This window comes from Citrobacter sp. RHBSTW-00881, assembly GCF_013728515.1.
GTDB classification, from domain to species: Bacteria; Pseudomonadota; Gammaproteobacteria; order Enterobacterales; family Enterobacteriaceae; genus Citrobacter; species Citrobacter braakii.
This window is the reverse complement of record NZ_CP056269.1, coordinates 3,510,488-3,523,945: the sequence shown is the minus strand read 5'-3', so window position 1 is coordinate 3,523,945 and position 13,458 is coordinate 3,510,488. Positions and strand designations below refer to the sequence as shown.

The 13,458-nt window shown below is 52.0% G+C and carries 13 protein-coding genes and 5 tRNA genes; 13 read left to right on the top strand and 5 right to left on the bottom strand.

The window, feature by feature from the left end; translation table 11 throughout:
* The first annotated feature begins 3 nt into the window (after nucleotides 1–3).
* The 12 genes from tolR to pnuC all read left to right on the top strand — a co-directional run bounded on the left by tolR (nucleotide 4) and on the right by pnuC (nucleotide 7,339).
* Entirely contained in the window at nucleotides 4–432 is a 429-nt protein-coding gene (gene tolR / locus HV311_RS17095; RefSeq protein WP_003022978.1) for a colicin uptake protein TolR, read from the top strand.
* Nucleotides 433–496: 64 nt separating this feature from the next.
* Nucleotides 497–1,753, top strand: a complete 1,257-nt coding sequence (tolA, locus tag HV311_RS17090; protein ID WP_016152313.1) for a cell envelope integrity protein TolA — start codon at nucleotides 497–499, stop codon at nucleotides 1,751–1,753.
* Between the two features lie 127 nt (nucleotides 1,754–1,880).
* A complete protein-coding gene (tolB, locus tag HV311_RS17085; protein WP_003022981.1) occupies nucleotides 1,881–3,173 on the top strand; it encodes a Tol-Pal system beta propeller repeat protein TolB in 1,293 nt (430 codons plus the stop codon).
* A 34-nt stretch (nucleotides 3,174–3,207) separates the two neighbouring features.
* A complete protein-coding gene (pal, locus tag HV311_RS17080; protein ID WP_003022983.1) occupies nucleotides 3,208–3,726 on the top strand; it encodes a peptidoglycan-associated lipoprotein Pal in 519 nt (172 codons plus the stop codon).
* A gap of 9 nt (nucleotides 3,727–3,735) precedes the next feature.
* Entirely contained in the window at nucleotides 3,736–4,524 is a 789-nt protein-coding gene (gene cpoB, locus HV311_RS17075) for a cell division protein CpoB (protein WP_191220230.1), read from the top strand.
* Nucleotides 4,525–4,689: 165 nt separating this feature from the next.
* A tRNA-Lys gene (locus HV311_RS17070) sits at nucleotides 4,690–4,765 on the top strand.
* A gap of 26 nt (nucleotides 4,766–4,791) precedes the next feature.
* A tRNA-Val gene (locus HV311_RS17065) sits at nucleotides 4,792–4,867 on the top strand.
* A gap of 3 nt (nucleotides 4,868–4,870) precedes the next feature.
* Nucleotides 4,871–4,946 (top strand) — tRNA-Lys (locus tag HV311_RS17060).
* A 149-nt stretch (nucleotides 4,947–5,095) separates the two neighbouring features.
* A tRNA-Lys gene (locus tag HV311_RS17055) sits at nucleotides 5,096–5,171 on the top strand.
* 32 nt (nucleotides 5,172–5,203) lie between these two features.
* A tRNA-Lys gene (locus HV311_RS17050) sits at nucleotides 5,204–5,279 on the top strand.
* A gap of 269 nt (nucleotides 5,280–5,548) precedes the next feature.
* Nucleotides 5,549–6,592, top strand: coding sequence for a quinolinate synthase NadA (gene nadA / locus HV311_RS17045; protein ID WP_191220229.1), 1,044 nt, complete (start codon nucleotides 5,549–5,551; stop codon nucleotides 6,590–6,592).
* Between the two features lie 27 nt (nucleotides 6,593–6,619).
* Nucleotides 6,620–7,339, top strand: a complete 720-nt coding sequence (gene pnuC / locus HV311_RS17040; RefSeq protein WP_016152316.1) for a nicotinamide riboside transporter PnuC — start codon at nucleotides 6,620–6,622, stop codon at nucleotides 7,337–7,339.
* Here the strand turns inward: pnuC and zitB are convergent.
* Entirely contained in the window at nucleotides 7,336–8,277 is a 942-nt protein-coding gene (zitB, locus tag HV311_RS17035) for a CDF family zinc transporter ZitB (protein ID WP_019076308.1), read from the bottom strand. The two genes, pnuC and zitB, sit on opposite strands and share 4 nt — an antisense overlap.
* 113 nt (nucleotides 8,278–8,390) lie before the next feature.
* Nucleotides 8,391–8,765: a YbgS-like family protein gene (locus HV311_RS17030; protein ID WP_065554838.1), complete on the bottom strand. Its 375-nt coding sequence runs from the start codon at nucleotides 8,763–8,765 to the stop codon at nucleotides 8,391–8,393.
* Nucleotides 8,766–9,082: 317 nt separating this feature from the next.
* On the opposite strand from HV311_RS17030, the gene aroG reads away from it, so the two are divergent.
* The gene (gene aroG / locus HV311_RS17025) at nucleotides 9,083–10,135 is read left to right on the top strand and encodes a 3-deoxy-7-phosphoheptulonate synthase AroG (RefSeq protein ID WP_016152319.1); all 1,053 of its coding nucleotides are present in this window, start codon (nucleotides 9,083–9,085) and stop codon (nucleotides 10,133–10,135) included.
* Nucleotides 10,136–10,290: 155 nt separating this feature from the next.
* Here aroG and gpmA read toward each other — a convergent pair whose 3' ends face one another.
* The 3 genes from gpmA to galK all read right to left on the bottom strand — a co-directional run bounded on the left by gpmA (nucleotide 10,291) and on the right by galK (nucleotide 13,458).
* Nucleotides 10,291–11,043, bottom strand: coding sequence for a 2,3-diphosphoglycerate-dependent phosphoglycerate mutase (gene gpmA / locus HV311_RS17020; protein ID WP_003022999.1), 753 nt, complete (start codon nucleotides 11,041–11,043; stop codon nucleotides 10,291–10,293).
* Nucleotides 11,044–11,275: 232 nt separating this feature from the next.
* Entirely contained in the window at nucleotides 11,276–12,316 is a 1,041-nt protein-coding gene (gene galM / locus HV311_RS17015) for a galactose-1-epimerase (protein WP_019076309.1), read from the bottom strand.
* Nucleotides 12,310–13,458: a galactokinase gene (galK, locus tag HV311_RS17010; protein WP_047359465.1), complete on the bottom strand. Its 1,149-nt coding sequence runs from the start codon at nucleotides 13,456–13,458 to the stop codon at nucleotides 12,310–12,312. Before galK ends, galM begins: the two co-directional genes overlap by 7 nt.

The window sequence follows — 13,458 nt, the reverse complement described above, 5'->3', positions numbered from 1 at the left end:
GCCATGGCCAGAACGCGTGGACGAGGTCGTCGCGAACTCAAGTCCGAAATCAATATTGTACCGCTGCTCGACGTACTACTGGTGCTGTTGCTGATCTTTATGGCAACCGCGCCGATTATTACGCAGAGTGTGGAAGTCGACCTGCCGGATGCGACCGAATCGCAAGCTGTCAGCAGTAACGACGAACCGCCGGTCATTATTGAAGTTTCCGGGATAGGGCAATACAGCGTGGTCGTTGAGAAAGATCGTATGGATCAACTGCCGCCGGAGCAGGTTATCGCGGAAGCGAAAAGTCGCCTGCAGACCAATCCGAAAACGGTCTTTTTAATCGGTGGTGCGAAAGACGTGCCTTATGATGAAATAATTAAAGCGCTGAACTTGTTACACAGTGCAGGCGTAAAATCGGTTGGCTTGATGACGCAGCCAATCTGATGACTGCGTTTTGCTGGCTTGAAAGATAGCGCGTAACAGGCGAACAGTTTTTTGGGAACCGAGAGTGTCAAAGGCAACCGAACAAAACGACAAGCTCAAAAGGGCGATAATTATTTCAGCGGTGCTGCATGTCATTTTATTTGCAGCGCTGATCTGGAGTTCGTTCGATGAGCACATTGATGCTTCAGCCGGCGGCGGTGGCGGTTCGTCCATCGACGCCGTTATGGTTGATCCTGGCGCCGTTGTGCAACAGTACGACAGGCAGCAGCAACAGCAGGCAAGTGCTAAACGTGCAGAAGAGCAGCGTGAAAAACAGGCGCAGCAGCAAGCTGAGGAGCTTCGCGAGAAGCAGGCGGCCGAGCAAGAGCGACTGAAGCAACTTGAAAAAGAACGTTTAGCCGCGCAGGAAAAAGTGCGCGAACAGGCGGAACAGCAGAAACAGGCCGAAGCCGCCGCCGCGAAAGCGCAAGAGCAACAGAAACAGGCTGAAGAAGCTGCGGCGAAGGCTGCTGCAGACGCGAAGGCCAAAGCTGATGCTCAGGCGAAACAAGCGGCAGATGCCGCGAAGAAAGCCGCTGCGGACGCACAGAAAAAAGCAGAGGCTGAGGCCGCTAAAGCCGCCGCTGATGCGAAGAAAATTGCCGAAGCACAAGCTGCTAAGGCTGCCGCAGACGCTGCGAAGAAAGCTCAGGCTGAAGCCGCTAAGCAAGCAGCAGCCGAGAAAGCTGCTGCGGAGAAAGCAGAAAAAGCCGCTGCCGCGAAAGCTGCCGCTGCCGAAAAGGCTGCGGCTGATAAGAAAGCCGCAGCGGAAAAAGCAGCAGCAGATAAAAAAGCTGCAGCCGAGAAAGCCGCTGCCGATAAGAAAGCTGCGGCAGATAAAGCGGCGGCTGCGAAAAAGGCTGCGGCCGAAAAAGCAGCTGCAGCCTCTGGCGTTGACGACTTGTTGGGTGACTTAAGCTCCGGTAAGAATGCACCGAAATCGGGTGGTGGAGCGAAAGGAAACGGTCAACCGGCGAAAGATAGTGGTACAAGTGGTGCAAATGGCGGTGCATCTGGCGCTGATATCAGTGCTTACGCATCTCAAATTCGTAATGCGATCCAGAGCCGTCTGTATGGTGCCGATTTGTATGCGGGTAAATCTTGCGTATTACATATCAAGTTAGCACCCGATGGTCTGTTACTGGATGTGACCGAAGAGGGCGGAGATCCGGCATTGTGTCAGGCTGCGCTGACGGCTGCGAAAACAGCCAGAATTCCTAAACCGCCTAGCCAGGCTGTTTATGAAAAAGTAAAAGATGCCAAGCTGGATTTTAAACTGTAATAACGTCCCTGAGAATTCAGGGGAAACGGTCTAAGGTTGAGACAGCGTTCTGGTAGTTTTGTGTATTTGAGTTTGTTAACATTCTGCTAAATTATCGTGGGCTTTCCGTCCAGATAAGGGAGATATGATGAAGCAGGCATTACGAGTAGCATTTGGTTTTCTGATGCTGTGGGCAGCGGTGCTGCACGCAGAAGTACGTATCGAGATCACCCAGGGGGTGGACTCGGCACGCCCGATTGGTGTTGTCCCCTTCCAGTGGGCAGGGCCGGGTGCTGCACCTGAAGATATCGGTGGTATCGTAGGCGCTGACCTGCGTAACAGCGGTAAATTTAATCCGTTAGACCGTTCTCGCCTGCCGCAGCAGCCGGGTACCGCACAGGAAGTTCAACCTGCCGCATGGTCTGCGCTGGGTATTGATGCCGTGGTAGTAGGTCAGGTTACGCCTAATCCGGATGGTTCCTACAGCGTTGCATATCAACTGGTAGATACCGGTGGCGCACCGGGTACCGTACTGGCACAGAACACCTATAAAGTGAACAAGCAGTGGTTGCGTTACGCGGGCCATACTGCAAGTGACGAAGTGTTTGAAAAACTGACCGGTATTAAAGGTGCATTCCGTACCCGTATCGCTTATGTTGTTCAGACGAACGGCGGCCAGTTCCCATACGAATTACGTGTATCCGACTACGATGGCTACAACCAGTTCGTGGTACACCGTTCTCCGCAGCCGCTGATGTCTCCGGCATGGTCTCCGGACGGTTCAAAGCTGGCATATGTCACTTTCGAAAGCGGTCGTTCTGCGCTGGTTATTCAGACGTTGTCTAATGGCGCGGTTCGTCAGGTAGCGTCGTTCCCACGTCACAACGGTGCACCTGCGTTTTCTCCGGATGGCAGCAAACTGGCGTTTGCCCTGTCTAAAACCGGTAGCCTGAACCTGTATGTCATGGACATTGGTTCCGGTCAGATCCGTCAGGTGACGGATGGTCGCAGCAACAACACGGAACCTACCTGGTTCCCGGACAGCCAAAACCTGGCCTTTACCTCTGACCAGGCCGGTCGTCCGCAGGTATATAAAGTTAACGTCAACGGCGGTGCTCCGCAGCGTATTACCTGGGAAGGTTCGCAAAACCAGGATGCGGATGTGAGCAGCGACGGTAAGTTTATGGTAATGGTAAGCTCAGCCAATGGTCAGCAGCACATTGCCAAACAAGATCTGGTAGCGGGTGGCGTACAAGTCCTGTCGTCAACGTTCCTGGATGAAACGCCAAGTCTGGCACCTAACGGCACTATGGTAATCTACAGCTCTTCTCAGGGGATGGGATCCGTGCTGAATTTGGTTTCTACAGATGGGCGTTTCAAAGCGCGTCTTCCGGCAACTGATGGTCAGGTTAAATTCCCTGCCTGGTCGCCGTATCTGTGATAATAAATAATTGATTAATAAAGGAATCATTGAAATGCAACTGAACAAAGTGCTGAAAGGGCTGATGATTGCTCTGCCTGTTATGGCTATTGCAGCGTGTTCTTCTAACAAGAACGCCAGCAATGACGGCAGCGAAGGCATGCTGGGTGCCGGCACTGGTATGGATGCAAACGGCAGCGGCAACATGTCTTCTGAAGAGCAAGCGCGTCTTCAGATGCAACAGCTGCAGCAGAACAACATCGTTTACTTCGATCTGGACAAGTACGATATCCGTTCTGACTTCGCTGCAATGCTGGATGCTCACGCTAACTTCCTGCGTAGCAACCCGTCTTACAAAGTCACCGTAGAAGGTCATGCGGACGAACGTGGTACTCCTGAGTACAACATCTCCCTGGGTGAGCGTCGTGCGAACGCCGTTAAGATGTACCTGCAGGGTAAAGGCGTTTCTGCTGACCAGATCTCCATCGTTTCTTACGGTAAAGAAAAACCTGCAGTACTGGGTCATGACGAAGCGGCTTACGCCAAAAACCGTCGCGCCGTACTGGTTTACTAAGAGAATTGCATGAGCAGTAACTTCAGACATCACCTGTTGAGTCTGTCGTTACTGGTTGGCATAGCGGCCCCCTGGGCCGCTTTTGCACAGGCGCCAATCAGTAGTGTCGGCTCAGGCTCGGTCGAAGACCGTGTCACTCAACTCGAGCGTATTTCTAACGCTCACAGTCAGCTTTTAACCCAACTCCAGCAACAACTCTCCGATAATCAGTCCGATATCGATTCCCTGCGTGGTCAAATTCAGGAAAATCAATATCAACTGAATCAGGTTGTTGAGCGACAGAAGCAGATATTGCTGCAGATGAATAATCTTGGCAGCGGTAGTGCGCCTGCGGCACAGTCTACAGGGGGCGATCAGAGTGGGGTGGCAACCCCTGCACCTGATACGGGAGCTGCAGCAACGTCAGGGGCTCCCGTGCAAACTGGCGATGCGAATACCGATTACAATGCAGCGATTGCTCTAGTGCAGGATAAATCCCGCCAGGATGATGCAATTGAAGCATTCCAGAACTTCATCAAAAAGTACCCGGACTCTACTTACCTGCCCAATGCGAATTACTGGCTGGGTCAGTTGAATTACAACAAGGGTAAAAAAGATGATGCTGCGTTCTATTTTGCTTCGGTAGTTAAAAACTTCCCAAAATCACCTAAGGCTGCAGACGCGATGTATAAAGTCGGCGTCATCATGCAGGACAAAGGTGACACAGCAAAAGCTAAAGCGGTTTATCAGCAGGTTATCACTAAATATCCTGGCACTGATGGCGCGAAACAAGCGCAAAAACGCCTTGGCGCGATGTAATGACCACCATGCGACCAGAAATCGTGTTATTTCTGGTCGTGTCGTGTGATTCCTAAGCAGTTGAGTTATTTACATCGAAATTTTTGTTGCGCTAAAATCTGAAATCAGTAATATATGCCGCCGTTGCCAAGGGATATCAAACAGCCCGAAAGCGGCGAAAAAAGTGGGGCGTTAGCTCAGTTGGTAGAGCAGTTGACTTTTAATCAATTGGTCGCAGGTTCGAATCCTGCACGCCCCACCACTTAATGCAGTATCCAGCGTAGTATCGGGTGATTAGCTCAGCTGGGAGAGCACCTCCCTTACAAGGAGGGGGTCGGCGGTTCGATCCCGTCATCACCCACCACTCGGGGCGTTAGCTCAGTTGGTAGAGCAGTTGACTTTTAATCAATTGGTCGCAGGTTCGAATCCTGCACGCCCCACCAACTTTAACATTGTACTTAGGTGTTAAACGTGAAGGATAACGTTGCTTTAGCAACGGCCCGTTAGGGCGAGACGAAGTCGAGTCATCCTGCACGCCCCACCAATTCTTATATTGGTGTCGAGTAAAGAATTTTTCAGGTGACATCCGAGCGGGTCGTTAGCTCAGTTGGTAGAGCAGTTGACTTTTAATCAATTGGTCGCAGGTTCGAATCCTGCACGACCCACCATCCTGAATAATTGAAGCAGTAAACCCCATACGGGGGCGTTAGCTCAGTTGGTAGAGCAGTTGACTTTTAATCAATTGGTCGCAGGTTCGAATCCTGCACGCCCCACCAGTGTAAAAAGGCGCCCTAAAGGCGCCTTTTTGCTATCTGCGATTTATAAGATTGCCTGATGTCCTTTGCTTATCAGCCTACAGACGACACTACTCGTGTAGGCCGGATAAGACGTCAGACGCCATCCGGCATTCATCACACGCAATTATTGTGACTTTTCTGCACCAATCCGCTATCTTGTTTAGCATACAAAACAAATCAAACCGAATATGGCGTGTGTCACGCTTTTAATCGGTTATTTCGTTAAGCCAGTGAAACGAGAAAGCAAGATGAGCGTGATGTTTGATCCAGAAGCAGCAATTTATCCGTTTCCGCCGAAGCCAGTACCGCTAAGTGTGGATGAAAAGCAATTTTATCGTGAAAAAATTAAGCTCCTGCTGAAAGAGCGTGATGCCGTTATGGTCGCGCATTATTACACCGATCCTGAAATTCAGCAGTTAGCGGAAGAAACCGGGGGCTGTATTTCTGATTCTCTGGAGATGGCGCGGTTCGGTGCAAAGCATACTGCCTCTACGCTGCTGGTTGCGGGCGTGAGGTTTATGGGAGAAACTGCCAAAATTCTCAGCCCGGAAAAGACCATCCTGATGCCGACCTTACAGGCGGAATGTTCATTAGATCTGGGCTGTCCGATTGACGCGTTCAGCGCATTTTGCGACGCGCATCCGGATCGTACCGTGGTGGTTTACGCCAATACCTCTGCAGCCGTTAAAGCACGTGCGGACTGGGTCGTGACTTCCAGTATCGCGGTTGAACTTATTGAGCATCTTGATAGTTTGGGTGAAAAAATCATCTGGGCTCCGGACAGACATCTGGGCAACTACGTGCAAAAACAGACCGGCGCAGACGTGCTCTGTTGGCAGGGGGCCTGTATCGTCCACGACGAGTTTAAAACCCAGGCTTTAACACGCATGAAAGGGCTTTACCCTGATGCCGCGGTGCTGGTGCACCCGGAGTCCCCTCAGTCTATCGTTGATATGGCAGATGCGGTTGGCTCAACCAGCCAGCTCATCAACGCGGCTAAATCGTTACCGCATAAGCAGTTGATTGTGGCGACTGACCGGGGCATTTTTTACAAAATGCAGCAGGCCGTTCCGGATAAAGAGCTGCTTGAAGCTCCGACGGCTGGCGAGGGGGCAACCTGTCGCAGCTGTGCGCATTGTCCGTGGATGGCGATGAATGGCCTGAAAGCGATTGCTGAGGGCCTGGAACATGGCGGCGCGGCTCATGAGATACATGTTGAGGACTCGCTGAGAGAAGGGGCGCTGTTGCCGTTAAACCGTATGTTGGAATTTGCGGCTACACTTCGAGCGTAATTATTTATTTTTGCTCTGGGGGAAAAGATGGACTTTTTTAGCACGCAGAACATTCTGGTACATATTCCGATTGGCGCGGGTGGTTACGATTTGTCGTGGATCGAAGCCGTGGGAACGATCGCCGGGTTGCTGTGTATTGGCCTGGCGAGCCTTGAGAAAATCAGCAATTACTTCTTCGGTCTGATAAACGTCACGCTGTTTGCAATTATCTTCTTTCAGATCCAGCTCTATGCCAGCTTGTTGCTGCAAGTTTTCTTCTTTGCCGCAAATATCTACGGCTGGTATGCCTGGTCCCGGCAAACCAACCAGCATGAAGCGGAACTGAAAATTCGCTGGCTACCGCTTCCAAAAGCGATCGGCTGGCTGGCGGCTTGCGTGGTGGCGATCGGCCTGATGTCGATCTATATCGATCCGGTCTTTGCGTTCCTGACAGGCATTGCAGTGAATATTATGCAGGCATTGGGATTACAGGTTGTTGTGCCTGAACTACAACCCGATGCATTCCCGTTCTGGGACTCCTGCATGATGGTGCTGTCGATTGCGGCGATGATCCTGATGACGCGCAAATACGTTGAAAACTGGCTGCTGTGGGTGATCATTAACGTCATTAGCGTGGTGATCTTTGCCCTGCAAGGCGTATATGCCATGTCGCTGGAATATATGATCCTGACGGTTATCGCCCTGAACGGTAGCAGGATGTGGATTAACAGTGCGCGTGAGCGGGGTTCCCACGCGCTTTCTCATTAATGGTGATGATGTGAATGGCCGGACACGCCCTGATACAGGTGACAGTCCGGCCCATTGCACGGCTGATACTCCATTTGGATTGTGGCGTGTTCAATCTGGTAGTGATGGATAAGGAAATGCTGAATACGCTCCAGCAACGCATCGTGATCGTGTGGCGGGATCACCTGAACATGCAGCGTCATTACCGGTTTTTCGCCCACCATCCAGACATGGACATGGTGAACGTTGCGGACTTCAGGAATATCCCGGCTGAGATGGCGCTGCAGTGCGGCGATATCCAGCGTCAGCGGGGCACCTTCCAGTAATTCATTAACGCTATCTTTTAGCAATCGCCAGGCGCTACGCAGCACCAGCACGGAAACCAGAATCGAGAGAATTGGGTCCGCGGGCGTCCAGCCCGTCCAGATAATAATCAGCGCAGCGATGATTGCCCCGACCGAGCCAAGTAAATCGCCCATCACATGCAGCGCCGCGGCGCGGACGTTCAGATTTTTCTCTTCACTGCCGCGATGTAAAACCCAAAAAGCGAGCACGTTGGCCAGTAGACCCGCGACAGCAATAACCATCATCATGCCGCCAGCCACGGGGCGAGGTGTCTGGAAGCGCTCAATCGCCTCCCAGACGATTAAAATGGTGATAACGACCAATGCGATGGCATTAACAAATGCGGCCAGCGTCGTGAGCCTCAGCCAGCCGAAGGTGTGTCGTATTGTGGGCGGGCGACGGGAAAACCGGACGGCCAGCAGCGCGAAAAGCAGCGCCGCAGCATCCGTGAGCATATGCCCGGCGTCGGCCAGCAAGGCCAGTGAACCAGAAAGTATTCCACCCACCACTTCAACCAACATAAATCCGGCTGTAATGCAGAATGCGAACATCAGTCGGCGGGCATTATTGTCCTTGGGTTGCTCAGAGGAAGTATGAGTATGTGCGTGCGCCATTATGCCATCCCTTTGTTATTCTCATCTTTACTGTATGCCATCATACCGTTTTTGGGATGATAAAATTAAAAAGGAGAGCTATTGCTCTCCCGTTATTAGCTTTAATTTCAGCGTTACTGCGTGGTGCCATCAGTTTTTGTGTCAACATCATTGTTGATGCCGTTTCCGGTCTCAACCTTCTTATTCACATCAGGGCAGCGACCGTCCTTACACATAGTGTTTTTGTGCATCTCATCTTTGGTCATCCCTTCATGGTTCATTGTTGAACCGTCCGGGTGCAGCATTGTGCCACCTGAATTCACGTTACTGTTGTCGACATTATTTGGCGCCACGTTTTCGCGGGCGTCTGGGGCGACTTGTCCTGCATCAGCCGAGGAATTTGCCTGACCGTTATTGGACTGCGCGTTGCTTTCAGCAGCCAGTGCCGCGCCGCTGGCGAGGCTGAGTGTAGCGGTAAGGAAGAGTGAAGCCAGCTTTGTCATATGCATATTATGCTCCTGTTAAGGTCGATATGTCGGATAACGTCTTCCAACAGTGCATGTGCCAGTTACATCATTAATATGTGGTTAATCGTTTTGCTATGGAAATTAAAACCAGCATAGAATCTTGAAATCTATGAAAATTAAAGCTGTTACAGTTAGAAATTGTAGTTTGGATCTCGTTTTTCGCTACTTTATTGCGTTTTTTTGGCCAATTCCAGGATTAATCCGTCCAAAGTGTAAAACCCCGTTTACACTTTATGACTGAAGATATAGATTGGAGGGATTGCATTCATTTATATAAGTATGGCAACGCTGGAATAATCATGAATTATCAGAACGACGATTTACGCATTAAAGAGATCAACGAGTTATTACCACCAGTCGCACTGCTGGAAAAATTCCCCGCTACTGAAAATGCCGCCAATACGGTGGCTCATGCCCGTAAGGCGATTCATAAAATTCTGAAAGGGAGCGACGATCGCCTTCTGGTGGTGATTGGGCCGTGCTCTATTCATGATCCGGCAGCTGCCAAAGAGTATGCCACTCGTCTGCTGGCGCTGCGCGAAGCGTTAAAAGGTGAGCTTGAAATCGTCATGCGCGTCTATTTTGAAAAACCGCGTACCACCGTTGGCTGGAAAGGGCTTATCAACGACCCGCACATGGACAACAGCTTCCAGATCAATGATGGGCTGCGCATTGCGCGTAAACTGCTGCTGGATATCAACGACAGCGGATTGCCGACTGCGGGTGAATTCCTCGATATGATTACCCCACAATATCTCGCCGATCTGATGAGCTGGGGCGCGATTGGGGCACGTACAACAGAATCTCAGGTGCACCGCGAGCTGGCATCGGGTCTGTCCTGCCCGGTTGGTTTTAAAAACGGTACCGATGGCACCATCAAAGTGGCGATTGATGCAATCAACGCTGCAGGGGCACCGCACTGCTTCCTGTCTGTCACCAAATGGGGGCATTCAGCGATCGTGAATACCAGTGGTAATGGCGATTGCCATATCATTCTGCGCGGTGGCAAAGAGCCGAACTACAGCGCTCAGCACGTTGCGGACGTGAAAGAAGGCTTGGTCAAAGCAGGACTCTCTGCGCAAGTGATGATCGACTTCAGCCATGCCAACTCCAGCAAGCAGTTCAAAAAGCAGATGGATGTTGCTAAGGATGTTTGCGGACAAGTCGCCGGTGGCGAAAAAGCAATTATTGGCGTGATGATCGAAAGCCATTTGGTGGAAGGTAATCAGAATCCGGATAGCGGTGAGCCGCTGACCTACGGTAAGAGCATCACCGACGCCTGCATTGGTTGGGAAGATACCGATGCGGTGTTGCGTCAACTGGCGGATGCGGTAAAAGCGCGTCGCGGTTAACCAAGTTCCATAGGCCTGAGAAGCGTAGCGCCATCAGGCATTCCGGTGCAGACTGCCGGATGGCGGCGATGCCTTATCCGGCCTACATTTTCTTGTAGGGCCGAAATAAAAAAGCGTGGAGAAATCCACGCTTTTTCTTTAACTTACCGCGAAAATTACTTCGCTTTACCCTGGTTCGCAACGGCCGCCGCTTTTGCTGCGATCTCGTCAGCGTTACCCAGATAGTAGTGTTTGATCGGCTTGAAGTTTTCGTCGAACTCATACACCAGCGGTACGCCGGTCGGGATGTTCAGTTCAAGGATCTCATCTTCGCCCATGTTATCCAGGTATTTAACCAGCGCACGCAGAGAGTTACCGTGAGCGGCGATAATTACGCGCTCACCGCTTTTCATGCGCGGCAGAATGGTTTCATTCCAGTAAGGGATAACGCGATCGATGGTCAGCGCCAGGCTTTCGGTAACCGGTAACTCTTTGTCGGTCAGCTTCGCATAACGCGGATCGTGACCCGGGTAACGCTCGTCGTCTTTGGTCAGTTCCGGCGGGGTAACCGCAAAGCCGCGACGCCACTGCTTAACCTGCTCATCACCGTATTTTTCCGCGGTTTCTGCTTTGTTCAAACCCTGCAGCGCACCGTAATGGCGTTCGTTCAGTTTCCAGGATTTCTCAACCGGCAGCCAGGCCTGATCCAGTTCGTCCAGTACGTTCCACAGGGTGTGGATGGCACGTTTCAGCACGGAGGTATAAGCAAAATCAAAGCTGTAGCCTTCCTCTTTCAGCAGTTTTCCTGCCGCTTTTGCTTCGCCCACGCCTTTCTCGGACAGATCAACATCATACCAACCGGTAAAACGGTTTTCGTTGTTCCACTGACTTTCACCGTGACGTACCAGAACCAGCTTAGTTACAGCCATACATTCACTCCTATAAATCATATCGAATGATAATAATTCTCATTATATTGCCGTAATGTGTAAGCGGCAATGCTTACGCATAACCATAGCGAAAATAGCGCTACAGTGTAAGGTTCTTGTGAACTCAAGGTTGCGATTTTGTCTTTGAGTGGTGGGGATTTGAGCGGTTCTACTGTGATTAACAAGCACCAGGCCCGAAAAGATACGTCATCAGGCCTGGGAGGGGAAACGATCAAGCTGGAATAAACTGATATTCCGTCACGCTGGCATACTCTTCACCCGGACGCAGGAAGCAATCCGCCTGTGGCCACTCGGGGTGGTTCGGGCTGTCCGGCAGAAATTCACTTTCCAGCGCCAGGCCTTGCCAGTCTTCGTAGGCCTCTGGCCCGCGGGAAGGCGTACCACCGAGGAAATTACCGGAGTAAAACTGCAATGCCGGGGCCGAGGTGTAGACCACCATCTGCAGTTTTTCATCCTGTGACCACAACTGAGCGACCGGCGTACGCGCGTTGCCCTGTGCCTGAAGCAGGAAGGCGTGATCGTAACCTTTCACCTTGCGCTGATCGTCATCGGCCAGAAATTCACTACTGATGATTTTAGGGGTGCGGAAATCGAACGTGCTACCGGCAACGGATTTCAGTCCATCATGCGGGATACCCATTTCGTCAACCGGTAAGTACTCGTCCGCCAGAATTTGCAGCTTATGCTGGCGCACATCCGTTTTATCGCCGTCGAGGTTAAAATAGACGTGATTTGTCAGATTCACCGGGCAGGGTTTATCGACCGTGGCACGATAAGTTATCGAAATACGATTATCATCAGTCAGGCGATACTGCGCGGTGGCGCAAAGATGGCCTGGGAAGCCCTGATCGCCATCGTCAGACGTTAAGGCGAACAGCACCTGACGGTCATTCTGATTGACTATCTGCCAGCGACGTTTGTCGAAACCGTCCGGTCCGCCGTGCAGTTGGTTATTGCCCTGACTTGGCAGTAATTCAACGGTTTCGCCAGCAAAGGTATAGCGGCTGTTGGCGATACGGTTCGCGTAGCGGCCAATCGAAGCCCCCAGAAATGCAGCCTGTTCCGGGTATTGTTCCGGACTGGCGCAGCCGAGTAATGCTTCGCGCACGCTACCATCGCTAAGCGGAATACGCGCAGAGAGCAGGGTCGCGCCCCAGTCCATGAGCGTGACTACCATCCCTGCGTCATTGCGCAGGGTGAGCAGGCGAAACGGTTGACCGTCCGGAGCCTGCACGGGGATTTCGTTTAACATTGTCCGGCTCCTTGTGAAGGTTTGCAGACGTAGAATGTTTCTTTAATACCGGTTTTTGCCTCGTACTGTGCGGCGACAGCCTGCTGTACGGCAGGAACCAAATCTTGTGGGATCAGCGCCACGATGCAGCCGCCGAAGCCGCCGCCGGTCATCCGCACACCGCCTTTATCACCGATGGTCGCTTTGACAATCTCTACCAGCGTATCAATTTGCGGCACCGTGATTTCAAAGTCATCGCGCATTGAGGCGTGAGATTCCGCCATCAGCTGGCCCATGCGCAGCAGGTCGCCTTTTTCCAGTGCCTGTGCGGCTTCAACGGTACGCGCATTTTCCGTGATGACGTGGCGCACGCGTTTGGCAACAATCGGATCCAGCTCGTGGGCGACAGCGTTAAACGCTTCGAGGCTGACATCACGCAGCGCTGGCTGCTGGAAGAAACGCGCGCCGGTTTCACACTGTTCTCGACGGGTGTTGTATTCGCTACCGACCAGCGTGCGTTTAAAGTTGCTGTTGATGATCACCACCGCTACACCCTCAGGCATAGAAACGGCTTTGGTGCCCAGCGTACGGCAGTCGATCAGCAGTGCATGATCTTTCTTGCCAAGTGCGGAGATCAGCTGATCCATGATGCCGCAGTTACAACCGACAAACTGGTTTTCAGCTTCCTGTCCATTCAGGGCAATCTGCGCGCCGTCGAGCGGCAGATGATAGAGCTGCTGGAATACCGTACCAACAGCGACTTCCAGTGAGGCAGAAGAGCTTAAGCCTGCACCCTGCGGGACGTTACCGCTGATCACCAGATCCGCGCCGCCAAAGGCGTTATTGCGCTTTTGCAGATGTTTTACCACGCCACGCACGTAGTTTGACCACTGCTGGCTATCGTGGGCGATAATCGGCGCATCGAGAGAGAACTCATCAACCTGATTGTCGTAATCAGCGGCGATGACGCGTACTTTTCGATCGTCGCGCGCCGCGCAACTGATGACGGTTTGATAGTCGATGGCGCAGGGCAAAACGAAGCCGTCGTTATAATCGGTATGTTCGCCGATCAGGTTTACACGACCCGGTGCCTGAATAGTATGGGTGGCAGGGTAGCCAAACGTTTCTGTAAACAGAGATTGTGTTTTTTCTTTCAGACTCAT